At 49.2% G+C, this 21,433-nt stretch carries 21 protein-coding genes; 5 read left to right on the plus strand and 16 right to left on the minus strand.

Annotation, left to right across the window (positions count from 1 at the left end; genetic code table 11):
• Positions 1 to 104: 104 nt before the first annotated feature.
• A complete protein-coding gene (locus ABRS97_RS18670) occupies positions 105 to 995 on the plus strand; it encodes a LysR family transcriptional regulator (protein WP_367816649.1) in 891 nt (296 codons plus the stop codon).
• 80 nt (positions 996 to 1,075) lie between these two features.
• Here ABRS97_RS18670 and ABRS97_RS18675 read toward each other — a convergent pair whose 3' ends face one another.
• The 9 genes from ABRS97_RS18675 to ABRS97_RS18715 form a co-directional block, all read right to left on the minus strand.
• Positions 1,076 to 2,419, minus strand: coding sequence for an ABC transporter substrate-binding protein (locus tag ABRS97_RS18675; protein WP_367816647.1), 1,344 nt, complete (start codon positions 2,417 to 2,419; stop codon positions 1,076 to 1,078).
• Between the two features lie 69 nt (positions 2,420 to 2,488).
• Positions 2,489 to 3,370, minus strand: a complete 882-nt coding sequence (locus ABRS97_RS18680; protein WP_367816645.1) for an HAD-IIA family hydrolase — start codon at positions 3,368 to 3,370, stop codon at positions 2,489 to 2,491.
• 266 nt (positions 3,371 to 3,636) lie between these two features.
• A complete protein-coding gene (locus ABRS97_RS18685) occupies positions 3,637 to 4,185 on the minus strand; it encodes a hypothetical protein (RefSeq protein ID WP_367816643.1) in 549 nt (182 codons plus the stop codon).
• Positions 4,186 to 4,302: 117 nt separating this feature from the next.
• Entirely contained in the window at positions 4,303 to 5,295 is a 993-nt protein-coding gene (locus ABRS97_RS18690) for a Gfo/Idh/MocA family protein (RefSeq protein WP_367816642.1), read from the minus strand.
• A gap of 840 nt (positions 5,296 to 6,135) precedes the next feature.
• Entirely contained in the window at positions 6,136 to 8,475 is a 2,340-nt protein-coding gene (locus ABRS97_RS18695) for an S-layer homology domain-containing protein (RefSeq protein ID WP_367816640.1), read from the minus strand.
• 49 nt (positions 8,476 to 8,524) lie between these two features.
• Positions 8,525 to 10,090 carry a DHA2 family efflux MFS transporter permease subunit gene (locus ABRS97_RS18700; RefSeq protein WP_367816639.1) on the minus strand — a complete coding sequence of 522 codons (1,566 nt, stop codon included), beginning with the start codon at positions 10,088 to 10,090 and terminating at the stop codon, positions 8,525 to 8,527.
• Positions 10,091 to 10,101: 11 nt separating this feature from the next.
• Positions 10,102 to 11,424, minus strand: a complete 1,323-nt coding sequence (locus ABRS97_RS18705) for an efflux RND transporter periplasmic adaptor subunit (RefSeq protein ID WP_367816637.1) — start codon at positions 11,422 to 11,424, stop codon at positions 10,102 to 10,104.
• A gap of 20 nt (positions 11,425 to 11,444) precedes the next feature.
• Entirely contained in the window at positions 11,445 to 12,104 is a 660-nt protein-coding gene (locus ABRS97_RS18710) for an efflux RND transporter periplasmic adaptor subunit (RefSeq protein WP_367816635.1), read from the minus strand.
• A complete protein-coding gene (locus ABRS97_RS18715; RefSeq protein WP_367816633.1) occupies positions 12,094 to 12,534 on the minus strand; it encodes a MarR family winged helix-turn-helix transcriptional regulator in 441 nt (146 codons plus the stop codon). The genes ABRS97_RS18710 and ABRS97_RS18715 overlap by 11 nt, the downstream gene beginning before the upstream one ends.
• Before the next feature lie 296 nt (positions 12,535 to 12,830).
• On the opposite strand from ABRS97_RS18715, the gene ABRS97_RS18720 reads away from it, so the two are divergent.
• The 3 genes from ABRS97_RS18720 (at position 12,831) to ABRS97_RS18730 (ending at position 15,769) form a co-directional block, all read left to right on the plus strand.
• Positions 12,831 to 13,259 carry a MarR family winged helix-turn-helix transcriptional regulator gene (locus ABRS97_RS18720; protein WP_367816631.1) on the plus strand — a complete coding sequence of 143 codons (429 nt, stop codon included), beginning with the start codon at positions 12,831 to 12,833 and terminating at the stop codon, positions 13,257 to 13,259.
• A gap of 136 nt (positions 13,260 to 13,395) precedes the next feature.
• Positions 13,396 to 14,514, plus strand: coding sequence for a TIGR04053 family radical SAM/SPASM domain-containing protein (locus tag ABRS97_RS18725; RefSeq protein WP_367816629.1), 1,119 nt, complete (start codon positions 13,396 to 13,398; stop codon positions 14,512 to 14,514).
• A gap of 34 nt (positions 14,515 to 14,548) precedes the next feature.
• Positions 14,549 to 15,769, plus strand: coding sequence for a hypothetical protein (locus tag ABRS97_RS18730; RefSeq protein WP_367816627.1), 1,221 nt, complete (start codon positions 14,549 to 14,551; stop codon positions 15,767 to 15,769).
• On the opposite strand, the gene lpdD is transcribed toward ABRS97_RS18730, so the two are convergent.
• From lpdD to ABRS97_RS18765, 7 genes are all read right to left on the minus strand, one after another.
• Positions 15,756 to 16,082 (minus strand): prenylated flavin chaperone LpdD, encoded by a 327-nt coding sequence (lpdD, locus tag ABRS97_RS18735; protein ID WP_367816625.1) that lies wholly within the window; start codon positions 16,080 to 16,082, stop codon positions 15,756 to 15,758. The two genes, ABRS97_RS18730 and lpdD, sit on opposite strands and share 14 nt — an antisense overlap.
• A complete protein-coding gene (locus ABRS97_RS18740) occupies positions 16,082 to 16,780 on the minus strand; it encodes a Crp/Fnr family transcriptional regulator (RefSeq protein ID WP_367816623.1) in 699 nt (232 codons plus the stop codon). Before ABRS97_RS18740 ends, lpdD begins: the two co-directional genes overlap by 1 nt.
• A gap of 82 nt (positions 16,781 to 16,862) precedes the next feature.
• Positions 16,863 to 17,165: a metal-sulfur cluster assembly factor gene (locus ABRS97_RS18745; RefSeq protein ID WP_367816621.1), complete on the minus strand. Its 303-nt coding sequence runs from the start codon at positions 17,163 to 17,165 to the stop codon at positions 16,863 to 16,865.
• A gap of 27 nt (positions 17,166 to 17,192) precedes the next feature.
• Positions 17,193 to 17,420 carry a DUF2249 domain-containing protein gene (locus ABRS97_RS18750; RefSeq protein WP_367816619.1) on the minus strand — a complete coding sequence of 76 codons (228 nt, stop codon included), beginning with the start codon at positions 17,418 to 17,420 and terminating at the stop codon, positions 17,193 to 17,195.
• On the minus strand, positions 17,401 to 17,730 hold the full coding sequence (locus tag ABRS97_RS18755) for a DUF2249 domain-containing protein (protein ID WP_367816617.1): 330 nt from the start codon (positions 17,728 to 17,730) through the stop codon (positions 17,401 to 17,403). Before ABRS97_RS18755 ends, ABRS97_RS18750 begins: the two co-directional genes overlap by 20 nt.
• Before the next feature lie 21 nt (positions 17,731 to 17,751).
• Positions 17,752 to 18,090, minus strand: a complete 339-nt coding sequence (locus ABRS97_RS18760; RefSeq protein WP_367816615.1) for a hypothetical protein — start codon at positions 18,088 to 18,090, stop codon at positions 17,752 to 17,754.
• Between the two features lie 14 nt (positions 18,091 to 18,104).
• Complete coding sequence (locus ABRS97_RS18765; RefSeq protein ID WP_367816703.1) at positions 18,105 to 18,341, minus strand: DUF2249 domain-containing protein; 237 nt, start codon at positions 18,339 to 18,341, stop codon at positions 18,105 to 18,107.
• A gap of 174 nt (positions 18,342 to 18,515) precedes the next feature.
• Between ABRS97_RS18765 and hemG the strand changes: the two genes are divergently transcribed.
• The gene (gene hemG, locus ABRS97_RS18770) at positions 18,516 to 19,967 is read left to right on the plus strand and encodes a protoporphyrinogen oxidase (protein WP_367816614.1); all 1,452 of its coding nucleotides are present in this window, start codon (positions 18,516 to 18,518) and stop codon (positions 19,965 to 19,967) included.
• The last annotated feature ends 1,466 nt before the right edge of the window (positions 19,968 to 21,433 follow it).

Genomic DNA, 21,433 nt, shown 5'->3' on the forward strand with positions numbered 1-21,433 from the left:
CTCCATTGCCTCGGATTTGTAATCCTTACTTACTCTTTATTATAATGATAGGATAAGCATTCAAATAATTGATAGTTTCGATACTCGCTATAGAAGGTGTCTATATGATAAATTTCGAACTGTATAAAGTATTTTATTTGACTGCCAAGTCTGGCAGCTTGTCCAAAGCAGCCAAAGAGCTCTACATTACCCAGCCCAGCGTCTCCCATTCCATCAAGCTGCTGGAAGATAATCTTGGGCTTCAGCTGTTCGCCCGTACGTCCAAAGGTGTCGAACTCACGAAGGAAGGCGCTGTGCTGTTCTCCTATATTGAACAAGCCTACAATTTTATTTCGCTGGCGGAGCTGAAATTAAGCGAGCTGCGCAATTTCTCCAGCGGTGAAATCAAAATCGGCGGCAGTGACTCGCTATGCAAACATTATCTGCTGCCGTTTCTTGAATCGTTCCACGAGCAGTATCCGCATGTGCAAATCAACCTGGTGCATGGGACGACGCCGGAGATTGTTAAGCAACTGAAGGATGGGAAGATCGACATCGGCATCGTGCGCACGCCGATTCTCGATGAGCAGCTCCAAGTGCGGGAAGGCATTACGATTCAAGATTGCTTCGTCACCGGGCCGAAATACCGCGAGCTGATTGAGCGGCAAGTAACGCTAACCCAACTGCTTGCCTACCCGATTATTTTGTTTTCACGGAACAGCAGCTCACGCAAGTTCATCACGCGCTTGTTCCAGGAGCACGGCCTTGTGCTAGAGCCGGAAATTGAGCTTGGCAGCGTCGATTTGCTCATTGAATTTGCTAAAATCGGCTTCGGTGTGTCTTTCGTAACCAAAGAGTTTGTCGCCAAGGAGCTGGAAGAAGGCAGCCTATTTGAGGTCAAGCTGAACGCCAAGATCCCCTCAACCAAAATCGGGATTATTACTTTAAAGAACATGCCGCTCTCCAACGCGGCAGCAGCTTTCGTCGAGAAGCTGGAGCGCCCCGCTAGTGGGTAGCAAAAAAAGCTGCAGTCTGAAATCAGACCCTGCAGCTTTTTTTGCACCGCGAAAAGCGGATTTACCTTCCGTCTGTGCGATTACTTACGGAAATTTTTCAAAATATCCTCAGCCTGCTGCTGCGCTTTATCCAACGCTTCTTTCGGCGACATATTGCCAAGCAGAGCAGCTTGAATATTATCGTTGAAGAGCTTCGTTACTTGACCGTTTTGATAGGTGGATAATTCACTGTCTGCGTACTGAAGCTGGTCCCGGGCTACGGCCGCTTGCGGGAAGTCCTTCACGTAATTCTTGAGCAAGTCCGTCTCATATGCGGCTTTCGTCGTGCCCACGTATCCGGTATCGATCGACCATTGCGCAACACGCTGCGGCTGCGTTAAGAATTGAATGAACTTCACAGCTGCTTGCTTGTGGTCTTCAGCAATGTTCTTGAACACATAGAGGTTGCCTCCGCCTGTCGGTGAGCCGTATTTCTTGTTAGCCGGCAGAAACGATACGCCAAAATCAAACTTGGCATCCGTTTTCACCTTCGTGAGGTTCCCGGTTGTGTGATACATCATGGCCGTTTTACCGCTGATGAAATCAGACGGGACCGTCGCCCATTCCAACGCACCCTCTGGCATCACTTTATCTTTACGGCCTAAATCCGTGTAGAATTGCAGAGCTTCCTGAACCTCAGGCTTGTTGAAATATACGTTTTTCCCATCACCAGACACGATATTCGTGCCCGTTTGCAGCGACATGGCCTGCAGCATCCAATATTGGTAGCCGGTGCTTGGGATCTCGATTCCCCACTGTGAGGTTTTGCCTGCGCTGTCCTTCACCGTCAATTTGCTTGCAGCTTCACGCATTTCCGCCCAACTTGCCGGCGCCTTGTCCGGATTGAGTCCTGCTTTTTTGAACATATCCTTATTATAATAAAGAACAATTGTGCTGCGTTGGAAAGGAACGCTCCATACCGTATCCCCCGACTTCGTATTCCCCATAAAAGCTTCATAAAACCCGGAGAAATAGTCTTTGTTAAACCGCGGAGTCAAATCCTCGATGGCGTTCATGGAAAGCAAGCTATACAAGTCCGTCGACAACAGCACGGCTACGTCCGGGGAAGTACCGCCTTGCACGGATGTCACGACTTTGGTCATCGTATCCTGGTAGCTGCCGCCGTAAACGGGTTTCACCGTAATATTCGGATTTTCTTTGTGAAAATCAGATGCCAGTTGATCGATTAATTTCGTAATGGGACCTCCTACGGCCACCGGAAAATAGAACTGCAACTCGACGGGCTTCGCTTCCTGCTTCGCGGTTGCTGCCGGCGTTGAAGAGGTTGTTGCGCCAGCAGGAGCCGATTTCTCAGTGCCTGCGCCTTGTCCGCATGCCGTTGTGACTAGAGCTGCCGCAGCTAGTGTTAGAAATACTTTTTTCATTGTTCATGTCCTCCCAAGATTAGGTTATGTATGATTTCCTCCATGCGATGGAGGTTAATGCCGAATCTGCTAGCCAAAACGCCTTTGGCCGCCTACAATTTCGCTGAGTGAAGCAAGTACATAGTCGGGCTCAATGCCCTGCAGTAAAATATCTTTGCGCGAATCCGCTCCGGTCAATACAAGTGCCGTATACATACCGTTGGCATTGCCGAAACAAATATCGGTTGAAACTCGGTCGCCCACCATCAAGATGGCATCCGGCGCAATATGAAGCTTGTCAAACGCTTGCTTCGCATAGTATTCGGAAGGCTTGCCGATCACTTTAAACACAGGCTGCAAACTGGCTGTCTCCAGCGCCTTGACGAGCGACCAGGTATCAGGGATAACCCCATCTTCAAGCGGGCAGAACGGGTCCGGGTTAGCGGCAATCAATTGCGCTCCGTTACGCAGTGCATTCATGCCAAGCGTCAATTTCTCATACGTAAACTGCCTGTCCAGTCCAACAAGAACATGTGTGGCGCTCAGAGCGTCCTCCGTCGTTTCAACGCCATAGTACTCCAGTTCGCTCCGCATCGCTTGCTCGCCGATCATCAATACTTTCGCCTCGGGTTCATATTCCTGAAAGTACATCCGCGATACGCATAAAGCGGTTAAAATATGTTCTGCTTCACATGCAATGCCCAATTGTTCGAGGCGATCATGTACGCCTTCTCGTGTATGCGTCGTCGTGTTCGTCACGAAGAGGAGCGATTTCCCTGCTTCCCGCAGCTTGTTCAATGTGGGAAGCACGCCTGGCAATATCTGATTTCCCGAATACACGGTTCCATCCAAATCGAACAAATAACCTTCAAAGGAGCTAAGCCCTTTGCGAATCTTCGTTTGTTCCCGTTTTGCTGCTTCTCCATAGAAAGGTGCGAATCCATTCTTATGATGTGCAACGTGCTCTGACACAGCTCTACCCCTTTTCGACAAAAATAAAAACCCTTGCTCGAAAATGTAAAAACAAGCGTGACGCAACATGCTGAGTAAGCATGCTCCGGCTTATTTTCACACTTTACTTGAACAAGGGTTTTCTCCTATTCTCAACCCATCATTACCAGTTAGGTGCTGATTATTTAATTGATAGATTTATTTTAGAGCACAATTGTCAATGGAATATCATTACCATGTATAGATATTGTAAAGCTTGCTGAACAACCAGCTAGCCTGCATGTTTACTATAGAAAGGCATGAATCAAAAATAATACTGCAAAAGCCAGTCCGGACCGTAAATGCCACTTTCTGTCCAGCCTCCTATATCGAAACAAGCCTGAAACCGGCACCGGCAACAAGACGAATAGCGCAAGCAGCCCGCTAATATTATTGAAATCAAATTTGAAGCCATACATAAACACGGCAAAAGTATGGAGACAAATAAGAGCAATCGCAAGGATGGCAATGGCGGTATGCCACCTGCGTACGAATCGAAGCAAAGCTACCAACCAGACCTTCAGACTGCCCATTCGATCCCAAATGCGCTGTTTGACTGCAAATGCGAGCACATAATTAGCTAGCACAAAGAACAATGCTAATCTTGCATTCGAGCCAAAGTTCTTATACGTATGTTCGAAACTGCGATTGTGCAGCGTTGCAGGCGGAAGATGCAGGATACTCCAGATTTCCCATACCACGAAGAGTACGGATACCAGTACCGCAATCATTACCCCTATTCGTTCTTTCTGAGGGATCCATGGTAGTTTCTTTGAATTGGCTTCCTGTGAAAGCATGTCAAAGTCTCCTCTCGTTAAGTTAGGCATACTATACCCCAGTTTTCTGAGAATTAAATGAAAAAATAGATGCTGTCGCATAAGGATCAAAAGTGACCTTAGGGACAGCACCTTTCTTTAAAAGCATTGGTTGTATGCAATGCGGACAGGCACACCCGTTTGCGCAGATTGCAGGGCGGCAACGGTAACCTGCTGCGTCATAAAAGCATCCTCATAGTCCGAGAGAATACCCGAAGCATCGCCTGTTTTCACCGCATGAATGAACGCTTCATTTTCTGTGGCATACGGATCCGCCACTTTTTTGATTTCAGACGTCGAATGAGCTTCTGTCCGTATCAATCGCTCCGGATCCCACTCAAGCATACCCTCCGACGTATAGAAAGTAATACCCACCTTCCCTACTCCTTCAGGCAAAACGCAGGTATTGGAAAGATTAGCGATGGCACCGCTGCGAAGCCTGAGGGTAACCGTTCCCACATCAGCAGCCGTGACACCTTCAAAATGCTTATGCATCACTTGGTTGTCATACAAAGCGTACACCTCCTCGATTTCCCCCGTACAGTAACGCAGGATATCAACCAAATGGGTCGTCTGTTCCATAAATTGTCCGCCCGATCTCCCTTGGTCTCTCCACCAGGCCACCTGCGGCATACTTCCCATCCATTGGCCGGTAATCATGCCGAGAGCTTGTCCGTCGAGCGCCTGTTTCATCTGATTCACTGTTTCCGTATAGCGAAAATGATAACCTACGGAAGTGATCAAGGGCTTTTTGCGCAACGCTTTCAAAATAGATAAGGGCTGCTCTGCATTCACTCCAATCGGCTTTTCCACAAAGAAAGGAATGCCTCTCTCGATAAGCTGCATTTCGATGTCTCCATGTGACATAGGCGGCACCAGCAGGTATACGGCATCCAACCGAACGGAATCCAGCATCTCGCTTACACTCGCAAAGCTTGCAGGAATGTTAAATCCCGCTGCAAATTCCTCAGCCTTGGCCTTGCTCGTCCCGCATACCGCCCCAATCTGCACATCTTCCCTCTCGGATAAAATTTGCGCATGAACCCTGCTGAACCAGCCGGTACCGATAATGCCTATTTGTAGTTTCATCATAAACTCCTGTTCTCATCGTGTTTTGTACATGAATTTCTTCCATTCTCCCTATCATATCATCGATCGGTCTTCTTCCGCACATAAGAAAACCGCCCAGCGGCGTCCTTGGTATAAACAATATGTTGGCGCATGGGAGGGGATGGGAATGGGGTTCCGACATTTCAAATACGGGCGCTAACGCTTCTCCACCCCACACCCATCCCCCCTGTTCGACTTTTGTGCTGCCTTCTTCTTCTTTTTCCCTACCCGATCCTCCATCCGGTATTCCTATCCATGAATGCCTTTGTAAGATTCCGGGTACATTCCGCCTCCATAAGCTTCGCAAGAAAACGGAGGAGGTACTGCCGGAACCTTCTATTCCCCATGCACAGCGATATCGACGGAACTACGATGCCTTATTCCACGGTAACGGCCTTTTTCTCCCCCTGGAGAGGAACTAGGGTGCGTTAAATGAGCCAAAACGTGCCTGCAACCCAGCATTTCCTGCTCATAACGCACGGTAGTTCCGCGAAATACCCCTACAACCGAAAATACCGCTTCATAACGCATCCAAGTTCCGCTCAACCGTGCAAAATGACGATCTATCGCAGATCGAGGCGGTATGGGGCGATCCAAACTGCTGTGGCAAAACATCTATGGCACTTCCGGATCTTCCACGCCACGTCCATCAGTCGAATGTTCATACCACACGATGCGTGCGGAATCTCTCCACTCTGCGAGGTCGCCACACGCACATTCGTGACGATATCTGCTTTCATATCTATAAAACAAAAACAGCACCGCTCTCCTAAGAGAAGCGATACTGTTTTGTCTGTTCGGAATAGCCTGATGCTTGTAGGACTATTTCAAATCCGTAATAAATCTGTCCACTTCGCCGCTTGGCGTGTTCACTGCTTCATAGACTTTAATGGACACATTGCTTTGAATTTGGGATTGCGTCAAATTAGGGAAGCTTAGCACTTGGTTTCCGCTCACCAAACGATTCGCACCGCTGAATGAGAAGGATTCGGAGCCTAATGATTTTCCTGTAGCGTCAACCAATTCAAATTTCAGCTTGGAGAAATTATTATCGATCTCCACTTCGGAATTCCGGACAACGTCCATATCCAAGTTCAATTTATACGTATATGCGAATCCGGTAGACCCCATCATGGTCAGTTGCGATAACGTCCAGCTTTTCAGATTGAGATTGAATGGATACAAGGAAATGCTGTTATGATCGTCCGCAGGTTGAACATTCACGTTGTAGCTGGCAATCGTCGTCTTATAAGTCGTTCCCGCGGATTGTCCTTGCGCGCTGCCGGACAGAACGCCCTGCACATTCAATTGGTATGCATCACTTTGATCCGAAGCCGGAATGGTATAGCCATAGCTAACGACAACCCCCGAGCCTGGAGCAATAGATTGGTTGCTGACTGTTTGGCGGACACCCGAGTAAGTGTAGCCGTCTTTACCCGATAATTCAGTATCGATAGCAGGCACTGGAATCGGTTTGTCGCCTTTATTGATGATGCTGAACTTGGCAAGACCGGTTTTATTTCCTGTCTCTTCGTTTTGTGTCACATGCAGTTCTTGCAAGGAAACGGCCAAACTCGGGTTAACGAATTCATTGGACTGTTTGAATACCATTGGCGTGCCATAGGTATACGCACCGCCCGATGTTCCTGTGTTTGTTCCTGCACCGCCATTAGCTGGAAGATGGAATCCGATGCGTCCTGTGTAGAAAGAGATCGGTGTTGTTTGCCCTTGTTTCAAGTAGCTCGCAGGCGATAGCACGTAGAAAGCGTTCAATTTGGTATCCACATCCGTCGTAATCGCGAAATGGATATATTTTTGCTCTCCGGCATTCAGGCTAATAGCTCCCTCTTCAACGCGCTTGCCGATAAATGACTGCCCTTCCGCTTTACCGCTCAAGGTAAAATCAGGCACAGTCTCCGTATAGCTGCCTGTATTCACGACTTTGACCTGAACGATGTAGGTCGGCGATTGTCCGGTGAATTGCGTGGACAGATCTGTCGCTGCATATTTCAGCGCTGAGGTTACGCCAGGCGCCGAAAAGGTTGCGCCCCAATTTCCAAGCAAAGCGGAATCTTTAACAACTGCATCTTTGCCCTTCCAAACGATGGATTCAATTGGAGCATCGGCAAGAAGGGTTTCCAGCTTAGGATACACCTTTTGATCAACATCTACCCAAAGAAGATCCTTCAACTGGATATCGGTTTTGACGCTGATATCCGCCATATAGCTGAGTGTGACATCGCTCTGCGGCAAGATGGAACGAACGTTGCTTGCGCTTGGCTGCAGGGTATAGACCGTTCCGTCTGCCGCTTTGACGCGAAGCTCATAATCCGGAATCCGCACGGTCGAGCCTGACGTATTGTTCAGCTTGATGACAGCCCCAACGCGCCAGCCGTCAATGGTTTTCTCCTGCAGCACGCCTTTGATTTGAGCCTGCGTATTCCCGATCAGAGTATACGTGGTCAGATCTTCTGCCGGAATCGTTCCTGCGTTCGTATTTCCGCCCTTATTGCCACTGGCATAAAGCTGCTTAGCTTGATAAGAGGAGGTCACCAAGAGGCTGCGCGTTGCGGCGGAAGTTCCCCCGAACGAGCTGTCTGCCTGGTTGCTCAGCAAATTCAATTGCAGGGCCAGAGCCGCATATCCTTTTGCCCAATCCGATACGGTGCTGTCATTTACACCCGCGTTGGCTCTGGCTTCCCCATCTTTATTCAAGCCTCTCAAAAGGAATGCCGCCAGCTGTTCCTTCGTCACTTCACCGGCCGGGTTATATGTGCCTGGACCAAAACCGTCCGTAAGGTTCGCAGCTTTGAGCGCTTCAATATAAGGCAGCGCATAACCATTAGCCGGATCATCTGCGCGCACATCGGAGAAACTAGATACGCTAAGCGAAGTATCGACATTCAATCCGAAGATCAAAGCGGCTACCTTCGCGAATTGAGCGCGGTTCATGTTATCATTCAGACCAAATACCCCATCGCTGACACCGTCAAAAACACCTGCGGCGATCATAGCATCAAATTTGGCCTTCGTACCTGCATCCAAATTGCTTAAATCACTGAAACTCGAAGAGGATTTAGGGGCAGTCGCTCCTAGAGCAGCATTAGACAACAAGGTTAAGGCAAAAGCCGAGCTCATTATCACGGTTAAACTTTTTTTCATTTTCGTATGCCTCCCAAAATAAAACAATCTTACTCTCTGATGTATATATTTACTCCTTGATTTCGACTGGCGCTTTTTTTCTCTGAATAAAGAAAAGCACAAACGGAATGCAAGCAAACGCCGGAATGGCTGATATGAAAAAGGTATCTGCGATCGACCGAACCAAAGCTTCTTTTTGCATAAAACCAGCCAGATACGCTGCTGCTGTGCCAGTCGCCGTTGCCGTATCGACCGACCACGAATAAATCGCGCCAGTGAGCATCGACACAGTGCTGTTTGCTGTCAGCGAATCGACAGGCACGCTGTCGTTAATATGCTGATAATGCGAAGTTTGGCGATTGCTCATTAGTGCCATAAATATCGCAATCCCCAGGGAACCTGCCACCTGACGGCATACATTGGATAAAGGCGATGCATTGCTCACCTGCTGCGGAGTCACGGCACTCATGCCTGCTGAGGTTAGAGGCATCATACATAAGCCAATGCCGATACCGCGGATCGTCAGCACCACATTGAGCCAATGATTAGGCGTATCTGTCGTTAAATGATGAAGGTCCACCGTCGTAATGCCTAGAATGGCTAACCCTGTAATACATAAGGGAACAATCCCGAATTTATCGGCCAGCTTGCCGCTAATCGGCATCATGATCGCCATCGCAATGGATTGAGGCATCATAAGAAGTCCAGTCTCCATCGCCGAAAGTCCTTGGATATTTTGCAAATACAGCGGAGTCAGGAACGTACCGCCCATCATCCCCATCATAACCAAACTACCGGCAATAACACTAATGGTAAATTTAAGATTCTTGAAAAGCTTCAAATCCAGCACGGGCTGCTTTTGCCCGAGTTCGACCCAGATCAATAGCAGAAGGCTGAAGAAGGCAACGAACAATAGAGAGACAATGAACAGCGATGTCCAGCCTTCCGCTTGCCCTTTACTCAGCGCCAGCAGCAGACTGCCAAAGAAAATCATGGATAAAATAGCTCCAGCCGTGTCGAATTTCACCCCTTCTGTGCGAGGGGTATCTTTCATCAATACTTTACAAAGGATAACGGCAAGGACCCCAATTGGAACATTGATGAAGAACAGAAGCCGCCAGCTGAAGTTCTGGATCAAATATCCCCCGAACGTCGGGCCGAGGGCAGGGGCAACCATCGCCGCAACCCCCCACAGGCCGATCGCCGTTCCCGTTTTCTCCCGTGGGAATGTCGAATAAATAATGGACATCCCGACCGGCATAATGAATCCCCCGGCGAATCCTTGAATAATCCGGAAGAGAATCATCGTGCTGGCGCTCCATGCCAGACCGGAAACTACGGAAAACAGGGTAAATCCGGCTACGGAGTACAGAAATAAGTTTTTATTGCCGTATTTCGCCCCCAGAAAGCCACTCATCGGAATGACCATCGCAGAAGCAAGCGTGTACCCTGTAATGACCCATTGCATCGTATTGATATCCGAACCGAATACCGCTACGAATTTATTCATCGCTACATTCATTAAGCTGCTGTTCAAAACGGCCACGAAGGTACCCATGACAATGGCAATAAGGGTGAGCCACATCCTGCTGCTGCCTTCTGATTCTTGTTGTTTAATTGCCGATGCATCGGCCATAGCTGCGCCTCCTATTCGGCTTTTACCTTCGTCCCTTCAGCAATCTTGTCTGTAGGATTCACGACAATTTGTTGATTGGCTTTCAGCTTATCGTTAGGCTGTACATACAGCCAGTCTTGGTTTTTCTCTTCTGTTTTCACTTCAACAAGATGAGCAGTGTTGTCCTCGGTTGTGTACAGATATTGCTTCTCGTCTTTTTTAATAATGGCACTCTTCGGAACTTCCAGACGGCTCTGTTGCTGAGCGGTCTGGCTCATTTTGACCTCTGCCACCATACCGGCAAACAGTTGGCCATCTTTGTTGTCCACTTTTACTTTGACAGGGAAAGTATTGCTGTTCGCATTAGAAACAGGGCTCACGAATGAGATCTCGCCTTGGAAGTTTTTACCTGGCAGATTCTGAATCGCAACGTCAACCGGCATGCCCACTTTCACTTGCGTGATTTGGCTATCCGCAACGCTCAGCTCTACTTGGACTTGATCCATATTAACCAGAGACAGGATCTGCACGCCTGGCTGAGCCACTTCGCCTGCGGAGATGCTTTTCTTAACAATAACGCCGTCAATCGGCGCCGTAATCGTCGCATTGCTCAGACTGCTGTTCGCAAGTTCCAAACCTGCGTTCAAACGATCGACATCCGATTGCATCGCTTTGATGGTGTTGTCCGTCGGGCCAATTTTCGCCAGCTGAAGCTTCGCGTCTGCTCCCTGCAACTGGCCTGCCGCGGCTTTCTGCGCGCCTTGCGCTTGATCATAAGCAGCTTTCGCCTTCTCATAATCAAGTGTGCCTTTATCCAAATCCTCCTGCGTTACGCCGGAGTTGCTGTCGAATGCATTACGTAAACGATTATAAGTGCTAGTCGAAAGATCGAATGCAGCCTTGGCTTGGTCTACAGCGGCGGATGCTTGCTCATAAGAGCCCTGGGCTGCGCTCACTGCGCTTTGAAGCCCTTGAATCTCTTGCTTGCGAGCGCCTGCTTGCGTATCCACCAATTTGGCCTCTGCCGCCTCAATAGAGGATTGAGCTTGCTTCACTTGTTGGGTCAGATCCGTTGTTTCCAGTTGAACCAGCACATCGCCTTTTTTAACCTTGCTGCCTTCCTGCACGTTCACTTCGGCTACTTTGCCCGATACTTTGGAAACAATTTTAATATCTTGATCCGGTATGATTTTCCCGCTCAACCCGGCAGCTACAGGCTGCCCCAGCTTGATCACTTGGACGGGTACGGCGGCAGCGCTCGTTTGGCCTGCGGCTTGATCTCCGCATCCAGGAAGAACACTGACTACCGCAAGCATGAGAACTGCAGGAACGATTAATTTATTTATTTTTTTCATCGTTGACAAACTCCTCTTTTTTAATTGCCCTTCAAATGAATCTTGATCGTCGTGCTGACGCCTGGAGACAAATCCATGCCCTGGTTGTCATCGATCGATATTTTGATCGGAATGCGTTGTGTCACCTTCGTGAAGTTCCCGCTGGTATTCGTAGATGGAAGCAGCGAGAACGTCGATGCGGTAGCTTTGCTGATTTCTTTCACTTTGCCTAGCAAAACTTTGCCTGGGAAATTGTCCAAATGAATTTCTACTTTTTGGCCTTCCTGGATTTTATTGATCTCGGTTTCCTCAATGTTGGCTGAAACATACAATTTGTTCGTATCAACCACCATCGCAACGGTTTGGCCCGGGGACGAAACTTCCCCTGCTTTCACCAAAGTTTTGATGACGGTTCCCGCAATCGGTGAACGCAGTGCTGCTGAATCGAGGGAGCTTGTCGCCAAATTATTGCTATCCTGTTGACCGATAATCTGATCGGCAAGCACATGATCGCCTTCGGTCACATCCAGGGATGTAACCTTGCCTGTAATACGAGGCATTACTTTGTAGATATCGCCGGCAAGCCGCGAATCATCGGTAGAGATGTAATTTTGCCCCTCGTACCAAAAATAACCGCCGATACCTCCACCGACGACGACTAAAGCTGTCAATATGATATATAACATTACTTTACGCTTCATGGTTCTCCTCTACCTTCTTTTCCAAATGTCTAGTAAGCAAATCAATGGAACTGCTAAAAAAGCCTATTTCTTCTTCCGATAACCCATCAAAACATTCAGAGGAATACGTATCTTGGAAAAAGGAATTTTCCACCAAGGAGGATTGCATTTTATTCGTCATGCAAATCCAAATCACGCGGCGATCTTCTTCGTCCCTGACCCGTTTAATCCATCCATCCCGCTCTAATCGGGAAATAATACTCGAAACCGTGCTATAAGATAAATCTACAGCTTTGACAATTTGGCCGATCGTCTTGGGTTCCTTACGAATTTGATGCAAAGTCATGAATTGAGATGGCGTTATGCCCATAGTCATGCTCTTTGATGATTTCTCTTTTTGGAATCGAGTAAATTGTCTCAGGAGTTTGGCAATACTAGTTTCAAGACTCATCTTCACACCTTATTTTCTTCATAGAATATGAAATATGGGAACGTGCATGCCACTTCTCATCCCATGTAACATCGAACACCTTCCAAGCCATTACGCAAAATCAGATAAATGCCTCATCATCCCCTTTGAACACTGCCAAAAATTAAAACAAGGATTGGAACCAGTTGCTAGCAAATATGGATTGACTCCCTTCCAAACAAGTTGTATTGTAAAACTATATATTATTGCATTATACATCTATTTTTATAAGTGTCAATATACTTTTCATGAAAAGTTCATCTGGAGGTGGTTTAGAAATGCACAAACAATCATTAGAAAGCCTTGAGCTGGAAATGGCTCTGCTGGTTCGTCGTCTTACTTCTATTTCTGCTGAAAATAAGGGGAATCTCGACCGTTCCGCCTATCTGCTCTTGCATCATATATATACTTGCGGTTGTTCAGGCGTAAAGACTTTAGCCGAGGCTTTCCATCTGGACATTTCCACCGTAAGCCGTCAAGCCGCGGCACTTGAACATAAAGGTTACGTCTACCGAATCCCCGATCCGCAAGATGGAAGGGCCTATTCGCTTCAAATGACAGACTTGGGAAAACAAGAATTAGTCGACTATAAAAAGCTGCGCTCGACCCGAATGGAAGAGTTTTTGAAAAACTGGTCGGATGAGGAGTGCCAGGACTTCGCGGCGTTATTACAAAAATTTAACCAAACGATCCTTATCATGAAGTAAATGATGAGACCCTGGCAGTAAAACAAGCGATTCGACTATTCAATCCGTTAATTGTGATCCCCCTCACATTCAAACATCCTCTTCTTCATTATGATGGTAACATCGGCAACGAATGAATCTGGAGGAGGACGTCTTCATGAGATCATCTTTCCCGCAAACCCGCGATTACCATGAGTATCCATTTATTGTGATATGGGAAGTAACCCGCGCCTGTGCCTTGCAATGCTTGCATTGCCGCGCTGAAGCGCAATACAAGCCTGACCCGAGACAACTCAGTTTGGAAGAAGGCAAACGATTAATCGACCAAATTGCCGATATGCATCAGCCGCTATTTGTTTTCACTGGCGGTGACCCTCTTATGCGGCCTGATCTGTTTGAGCTGGCTGACTATGCGATACGTGAGAAGCAGCTGCCTGTTTCCATGACGCCCAGCGCCACACCCAGAGTTACAAGGGACGCGATTGTTAAGGCCAAGGAGGTCGGATTATCCCGCTGGGCTTTCAGTCTAGACGGTTCATCCGCTGACATTCATGACCATTTTCGCGGAACAAAAGGATCTTACGAGATGACTATGAGAGGAATCTCCTACCTCAAGGAGTTGCAAATTCCCATTCAGATTAACACAACGGTCTCCACCTATAATGTGCACGATTTAGCAGCGATTGCGGATAAGGTTAAAGACATGGGAGCTGTTCTGTGGAGCTTGTTCTTTCTCGTTCCTACAGGCAGGGGGATGCAAAAGGACATGACCACCCCTGAGCAGCATGAAGAAGTGATGAAGTGGCTTTACAAGCTCGGGCCTCAGATGCCGTTCGGCATTAAGACGACAGAAGCGCCACATTATAGAAGGGTCATTGCGCAAGAAAGAAGCCTGGAAAATCTGCAAGCAACGGAATCTGGCGATGCTGTGCAGATTAAGCATTTCGATCGTTTGGGGCGGGCCCCCAAAGGCGTGAACGACGGTGACGGCTTCGTATTCATCAGCCATACAGGAGATGTTTACCCTAGCGGCTTCCTCCCCGTCTCCTGCGGGAATATCAGGCAGATGCCGCTTCTTGACATCTATCGGAATTCGCCGGTCATGCGCCAATTACGGGACAAATCGCTGCTTAAGGGCAAATGCGGCGTGTGTGAATTCAAAGAGATCTGCGGCGGGTCCAGAGCCAGAGCCTACGCGCTCACAGGCGATTATTTGGAAAGTGATCCAACCTGCGCCTACATTCCCGAACTGCCATGGAGATCCATGCATAACTAATAAAGCTAGCTATTGCTAAGGAGGGCGCTGCGCCATGCCAAATGCTTTGTTTCGGTATCCCATGCTGTATTTGCTCCTAACAGCTGCTGCTGGAGCGGTATTGCGAGGAATGGCATTCCTTCCCGCATGGCAAAGCAGATACGAACCGCTGCTTCATGCTCATTCCCACATAGCCCTGCTTGGTTGGGGGTATTCAGCGCTCATTCTGCTTCTGGCTGCTCTGTTTCTGTCCCGAGAGGATCTCCGATCTCGCTTGTTCCGAACGATTTGGCTGCTGACGCAGTGCACCATCGTTTTGATGTTTCTGGCCTTCCTTTTGCAAGGTTATGGCTTCTACTCCATCTTGTTCTCTACGATACATATTTTGCTATCCTATGTTCAGGTTGTCTGGATGTGGCGAAAATTCAAAAAAACAACCTGCTATCCAATAGCCATCCGGTTTGCCAAAGCAAGTTTGTTATTCATGGTGTTATCCTCTGCTGGACCTTGGTGCCTAGCCGTACTGAGCGCCAAGCATCTTTCAGAAAGCCCGTGGTATCACGCTTCGCTCTACTTTTATCTGCATGGCCAGTATAATGGCTGGTTTACGCTCGGTTTGTTTGCCGTGCTGTACGCCTTACTCGAGCAAAAGCAGATCATACTCTCTCGACGATTGACCAGCTTCCATTACTGGGGTTACACGCTATCTTTGCTGCCCTCCTTCTTGCTGTCTCTGCTGTGGATGAACCTATCACCTTTTTGGATCACCATAGCCGTCATTTCCGGTCTCTTGCAGTTAGCCTCTGTGCTAGCATTTTTCATCATGTGGATACGCTCCCGCGCCTTTATCAGCACCTTGTTCACCGATGGGTCCGCCAAAGTTTTGCTTCACTTAGCTCTTATGGCCCTTGCGGTCAAAATGGTGTTGGAGACCACCTCGGCCATCCCTGCCCTTGAGGCGCTCGTTTTCTCCACCCGCAGCATCGTTATCGGCTATCTCCATTTGGTCTTGCTCGGGTTTGTCAGCTGTGCGATGTTGGCGATAGCGTTTCATCTACAATGGCTCAATGTCCGTGCCAGGCTGAAAATCCTTGGATGCGTATTGTTTATCGCGGGATTTATGACTAACGAGCTGATCCTCTTCTTAGATGGGCTGTTTAATTGGATGTATGCCAGCAGCTTCCCGTTCGTCTCGATTTCTTTACTTGCTGCAAGTTTGCTAATGTTGATGGGAATTGCTATCTTGGGATGGAAGACGAGCTTCAACAAGCCTTGATCCGCATAAGCTCTTGTTTCATAGCGAGATGCACGGATTCGACGATCTCAACAATCTCTTCTTTTGTTGCATCGTCAATGTGGATTCCCATGACTACCGTTACAGCTTGCCTAAGCTCATGAGCGGCATAACGTGCTATTTCCATCGCTAACTGCTCTTCCCTGTGTCCCGGGACAGTTAGTGATTCGCTATGAATGTTATCCTTGTGGGGATATGCGAGAGCTATTGCTCCGATATGCGCCTTGCCGCCATGTATCAGAAACAGCCAGTCCTTCCCCACTGAAGAAGTCTCGATATGAAGAGTCAGCCGCATTAATTCTCTCTCCAATGCCGAAGCGCCTCAATATCGTGAATCACAAACCCCGAACGATCTGCCTCTACGATTCCCTGTTTGCGGAGCTGGTTCAGCAGACGATTGACCGTCTCTCTGGTCGTGCCGATCGCGTTGGCGATATCCTGATGCGTCATCGGTATTTCAATATGCAGCTTCCCGTTCTTCACTTTCCCATTCGTTTCTGCGAGCTTGAGCAAAAATAATTGCCCTCTGTTTTGTACATCTTGTCCCGTCAATTCTTGCAGCTTGGCCTGAAGTTCAAGAATTTTCTCGCTCATCACGCGTAAAATTTTAACCGCAATCCCCGGCGTTTTACTGAGAAACATTTCGAACGGCTTGATAGGCATTGCAAGCAGCAGCGTCGGGACAATGGTCTCTGCGGTAGCCGGATACTGATTCGCATGAAACAAACCGGTATGAGGGAACATATCCCCGGTTTTCAGAAAGGACACAATGTTTTGATGGCCATTCTCGTCCGTCTTATACGTTTTAATGAAGCCATTTTGAATGAAATAAACAGCTTCTTTTTCACTGCCTTCCGTAAAAACGATTGTTTTCTTGCGGTACGAGCGTTGAATCATTATCCTGCTAAGACCTGCTCGTTCTTCCTCAGACAAATCCCGAAACAAAGGCACTTGGCGCAGGATTTCCTCAGCATCTATGTTTTTATCTTTCATTCGTATTCCTCTTTTCGTTTCATGTCTTGGGTAGATAACATGCAAAAAAAGAGCCAGACTTTACTCCGGCTCACCTGCCATTTTAAACATAATTCAACTGCGTTTTAGCCGACTCCGACATATACGCTGGCGTCCATTGCGGCTCCCAAACGACTTCAACCTGAACGTTGGCGATCCCCGGCTCGCCTTCCAACGTACGATGAACGCCGCCTACAATCGTATCATGCAGAGGACAGCCGGGCGTTGTCAGCGTCATCCGGATCGTGACGTCTCCATCCTTCAGGCCGATCTCATAGATAAGACCTAAATCTACGATATTAACGCCTAGCTCGGGATCCAATACGCGTTTCAACTGCTCACGGATTTGCTCAATGGTTAACTCCATACAACCATCACTCTCCATCCTTCCAGCCTATTTGGCCTTGTTAATCGTGACTATGGCAGATCCGTCAGCCTGGTGCTCCACTTGATACGGGAACCCCAATCGCTGCAGTTCTTCAATTAGAAACATCGGCAGCCGATCATTGTGGATCTTCACCTGGTCACCGACTTCACTTTCTTCCAGGACCCGGATTGTACGAACCATCGGTTCAGGAGGCGTTAGCCCGCGATTATCAAGTTCAATCACCTTTTTGCTCATGAGCCAGCTCCCCCACTTCCTCCTGTTTGGCAAGCTCTCGCAGCTGCAAAGCCTCCAGTTCAGCCTTTAGATGCGTGCCGCGGGCAAAAGCGACAATCCAGTACTGCTCATCGATCTCCTCTGCCTTATGCGCATACCCCTTGAGTTTCATAACGCCAAATAAAGGAACTGGCTTGAACATGACGTGCAAAATAAACAAATCTTCATCTTTTAGAGAAGCCACAGCTTCCATAATGAGTTTAAACGGGTCCAACTTTTTCCTCAAAAAAGGGCGTACCTCTAGCTCAACAATATTCACTTTTTTCATCATTTCGGCACCTCATATCTTGCTTTAGACTGCTTCCTTCTGCTGCAAATAACGGCTTGCCAGATTATGCAATCCCCGCATACCTCCATACAGGGTATAGAAGAACGCATCAGGAGCATTCATGCTAAAAGATAAATACTGCTTAGGATCAATTCCCAGCATGTTCTCAAACAGAGAGGCTGTATCGTAGGCATAGAAGCAGAAATAGGTGTAGTCAAACTCAGGCATCTTATCGCATATGGTTAGGATATCTTCGGCGTATTGTTCCACATGTTCCGATGCCTCATTAATCATCGTTAAAGCATCTTCCAACGTTGCTGTGATCCGGAGTGTAGTAGGGTTAAGAACTTCCACTTCTGCCATCTGCCGGTCCTCCTTTAGCTGAGCTTCCCGATTTTCACCTGATAGGTTTCAGGTCCTTGTTCCAAATACTCCCATTGAAACGATCCGGGGCGTGTTGCTTCAAATTGATAGCGCAATGGGCGCGGATCATGATCATTAATGAGCAGCATCGCTTCTCCGGGCGCCAGTCGATCGAAGGATTCAAAAATCACTTTATGTTTGAGCTGTGGGGGGTACTCGGGAGCTTTGATTATCGTTGCGAATTGGTCCATCATTAACCATCCTCCTAGAAGACTCGTTCTCAATCACAGTTTCAGTATACGAGAGGACGCAGCCGCAGAATGTGATGGATATCACGTTTATAAAAAAACAAGAGTGATTTACGTCATATCTTAGGTTCCCCGCCCATGTTACATTGGAAAAAATGAAGGCAGGAGGGCTCTCGCATGAAAACTAATCATATCGTGGTTATCGGCGGAGGCATTACAGGGCTAACAGCCGCTTACGAATTACACAAGCAATTCGCCGCCACCAACGAGTCCATTCAAATCACGCTCATCGAAAAGAGCCCTACATTGGGCGGCGCCATCCAAACTTCAAAGCGTGACGGCTTTATCATAGAAAAAGGCCCTGATTCTTTCTTGTCACGAAAACCTTCGGTGTTAACCTTGTCCAAGGAACTGGGTCTGCTCGGTGATTTGACCCGTCTATCCGCAACGGCTTCAAAAAGCTTTATTTTCTTGAAGGGACGGCTGCATCCCATGCCTGCAGGGCTGGCCATGGGGATTCCGACCCAAGTTAAACCTTTCATTAGTACTTCTCTGCTGTCGCTACCAGGAAAAACCCGAGCAGCTTTGGATTTTTTCTTGCCCAGGAAACCTGTATACGTTGATGAGTCCCTCGGCGATTTAATTGAGCGCAGACTGGGTTCAGAGGTTACCGAACGTTTAGTCAGCCCTGTCCTCGCCGGCATCTACGCGGGAGACCTGCATATGTTAAGCACGGCAGCCACATTTCCCCAATTGCTTGAAATGGAAAATAAGCACCGCAGCCTCATTCTGGGGATGCTCGCCTCACGGAAAAACCAGCAAACGCCCCCGCCGCATGCTGGTGGCGTCGAGCTTCCTCCCCATCTGCGCGGCTCCATGTTCCTTACTTATAAGGGAGGACTTTACACGTTAGTCGAACGCTTAAAAGAAGTACTGGAGCGATCAGGCGTCCGAATACGCCTTAACCAATCTGTTGTGAGCCTTTCACGGCAATGGGAAGGGTATGAAATTCGACTTGCTGACGGTGAGGTGTTGCAGGCAGACGGAATTATTATGGCGGCACCTGCTGAACAAGCCGTCCACATGATTCACGGCGCATCCCAACGCCTGACGAGGAAATTGGGACAAATCCCCAGCGCGTCCGTCGCCAATGTGGTCATGGCCTTCGATCAAGCTCAGTTCAGTAAACCTCTGCAAGGCTCAGGCGTTGTCGTCCCCAGACAAGAGGGTCTTCACGTCACAGCTTGCACATGGACTTCAGCCAAATGGCAGCATACCGCGCCAGAAGGAAAAGTTTTAGTAAGAGTCTACATCGGCCACTTCAAAGATCAGACCCACCAACAGCTTGCCGATCATGAGCTGATCGAAGTCGCAAACAGGGATTTAAACCATATCACCGGAGAGAAGGTAACTCCGTTGTTCACAGAACTCACAAGACACTCAGAGGCCATGTCTCAGTATTTGGTCGGTCATCTTGAGCGGCTTCAGGAAATGGAAGAGGAGCTCCAAGCCCATTTCCCGGATATGATCGTTGCCGGCAGATCGTTCCGCGGCGTTGGCATTCCCGATTGTATCGCTCAGGGCAGCAAAGCCGCTGAGCGCTTGTTTCAGCAAATCCATGCCAGGTGAAGCGCAACGGATTGTGGCACCGACTAGCCGCGGCTTTGGCGGCGCGGCGCGGGGACGCGGGCGGCTCGGCCGGAGCTCGGGCAGCGGGGGCGCGGGGACGCGGGTGGCCCGACTGCGATCGGGCGACGTGGCGCGGGAACGCGGGTGGCCCGACTGCGATCGCGCAGCGGGGCGCGGGCGGCCGACTGCGATCGCGCGGCGTGGCGCGGGGACGCGGGCGGCTCGACTGCGATCGGGCGACGTGGCGCGGGAACGCGGGTGGCCCGACTGCGATCGCGCAGCGGGGCGCGGGGATGCGGGTGGCCCGACTGCGATCGCGCAGCGGGGCGCGGGAACGCGGGTGGCCCGACTGCGATCGGGCGGCGTGGCGCGGGGGCGCGGGCGGCTCGACTGCGATCGCGCGGCGTGGCGCGGGGGCGCGGGTGGCTCGACTGCGATCGCGCGGCGGATACGCGGGGCGGCCGGGGCGGCTCGGCCAGAGCTCGGACAGCGGTGGCGCGGGGCGGCTGGAATGAGCCAGCCCCAGCTCCGCTTCGCCCATCAGCCGATTCGGTTCGGCTGAGCCATGAGCCCTGCATGCGGAACTACAGTTCGCTATTCCTCAAAAATAGCTCGTTTTGATTCGCGAGACGGAACTACGGTGCGCTATTTAAGCAAAAGTCCGCCCAAAACCCATCATTTCCCACTAATAGCGAACTGACGTTCCGCTAAATTGCCATATAGCCGAATATGACTCCCCATAAGGCACCCACGATCCGCTCATCTATCACCGAGCAGGCGAGGAATTTCCTGCAACGAAAGAGATCAAAAAAGGAGCACCCACATCGTGGTACTCGCCTGTTCGTATCTCCCTGCTCTGCTCTACCCTGTGCCCTGCCCTGCCCTGCTCTGTTCTGTTCTGTTCTGCCCTCCTCTCCTCTCCTCTCCTCTCCTCTCCTCTCCTCTGCCCTGTCCTACTCTACCCCACTCTACTCTTCTTTATTGACAAAGAAATAAGCCAGGTCTTTCAAAACGATCCAAAATGATCAACCGCAGCTCATTGGCGGGCAGCGCGGGGATGCACTGGCCCCAGCTCCGCTTCGCCCATCAGCCGACTCGGTTCGGCTGAGCTATGAGCCCTGCATGCGGAACTACAGTTCGCTATTCCTCAAAAATAGCTCGTTTTGATTCACGAGACGGAACTATGGTACGCTATTTATGCAAAAGTCCACCCAAAACCCATCATTTCCCCCTAATAGCGAACTGACGTTCCGCGAAATTGCCAAATAGCCGAATATGACTCCCAATAAGGCACCCACGATCCGCTCATCACCGCACAGGTGAGGAATACCTGCATCAAAAGAGATCAAAAAAGGAGCGCCCACATCGTGGAACGCCCCTGTTCGTATCTACCTACTCTGCTCTGCCGTGCCCTGCCCTGCTCTGTTCTGCCCTACTCTCCTCTACCCTGTGCCCTACCCTACTCT

This window comes from Paenibacillus tabacirhizosphaerae, assembly GCF_040812395.1.
In the GTDB taxonomy this organism is placed as follows: domain Bacteria; phylum Bacillota; class Bacilli; order Paenibacillales; family NBRC-103111; genus Paenibacillus_E.

Bases quoted from the DNA above. Each gene is read 5' to 3' on its own strand.
- ABRS97_RS18670 (WP_367816649.1), top strand. From the start codon at position 105: ATGATAAATTTCGAACTGTATAAAGTATTTTATTTGACTGCCAAGTCT.
- ABRS97_RS18675 (WP_367816647.1), bottom strand. From the start codon at position 2,419: ATGAAAAAAGTATTTCTAACACTAGCTGCGGCAGCTCTAGTCACAACG.
- ABRS97_RS18685 (WP_367816643.1), bottom strand. From the start codon at position 4,185: ATGCTTTCACAGGAAGCCAATTCAAAGAAACTACCATGGATCCCTCAG.
- ABRS97_RS18690 (WP_367816642.1), bottom strand. From the start codon at position 5,295: ATGATGAAACTACAAATAGGCATTATCGGTACCGGCTGGTTCAGCAGG.
- ABRS97_RS18695 (WP_367816640.1), bottom strand. From the start codon at position 8,475: ATGAAAAAAAGTTTAACCGTGATAATGAGCTCGGCTTTTGCCTTAACC.
- ABRS97_RS18700 (WP_367816639.1), bottom strand. From the start codon at position 10,090: ATGGCCGATGCATCGGCAATTAAACAACAAGAATCAGAAGGCAGCAGC.
- ABRS97_RS18705 (WP_367816637.1), bottom strand. From the start codon at position 11,424: ATGAAAAAAATAAATAAATTAATCGTTCCTGCAGTTCTCATGCTTGCG.
- ABRS97_RS18710 (WP_367816635.1), bottom strand. From the start codon at position 12,104: ATGAAGCGTAAAGTAATGTTATATATCATATTGACAGCTTTAGTCGTC.
- ABRS97_RS18715 (WP_367816633.1), bottom strand. From the start codon at position 12,534: ATGAGTCTTGAAACTAGTATTGCCAAACTCCTGAGACAATTTACTCGA.
- ABRS97_RS18720 (WP_367816631.1), top strand. From the start codon at position 12,831: ATGCACAAACAATCATTAGAAAGCCTTGAGCTGGAAATGGCTCTGCTG.
- ABRS97_RS18725 (WP_367816629.1), top strand. From the start codon at position 13,396: ATGAGATCATCTTTCCCGCAAACCCGCGATTACCATGAGTATCCATTT.
- ABRS97_RS18730 (WP_367816627.1), top strand. From the start codon at position 14,549: ATGCCAAATGCTTTGTTTCGGTATCCCATGCTGTATTTGCTCCTAACA.
- lpdD (WP_367816625.1), bottom strand. From the start codon at position 16,082: ATGCGGCTGACTCTTCATATCGAGACTTCTTCAGTGGGGAAGGACTGG.
- ABRS97_RS18740 (WP_367816623.1), bottom strand. From the start codon at position 16,780: ATGAAAGATAAAAACATAGATGCTGAGGAAATCCTGCGCCAAGTGCCT.
- ABRS97_RS18745 (WP_367816621.1), bottom strand. From the start codon at position 17,165: ATGGAGTTAACCATTGAGCAAATCCGTGAGCAGTTGAAACGCGTATTG.
- ABRS97_RS18750 (WP_367816619.1), bottom strand. From the start codon at position 17,420: ATGAGCAAAAAGGTGATTGAACTTGATAATCGCGGGCTAACGCCTCCT.
- ABRS97_RS18755 (WP_367816617.1), bottom strand. From the start codon at position 17,730: ATGATGAAAAAAGTGAATATTGTTGAGCTAGAGGTACGCCCTTTTTTG.
- ABRS97_RS18760 (WP_367816615.1), bottom strand. From the start codon at position 18,090: ATGGCAGAAGTGGAAGTTCTTAACCCTACTACACTCCGGATCACAGCA.
- ABRS97_RS18765 (WP_367816703.1), bottom strand. From the start codon at position 18,341: ATGGACCAATTCGCAACGATAATCAAAGCTCCCGAGTACCCCCCACAG.
- hemG (WP_367816614.1), top strand. From the start codon at position 18,516: ATGAAAACTAATCATATCGTGGTTATCGGCGGAGGCATTACAGGGCTA.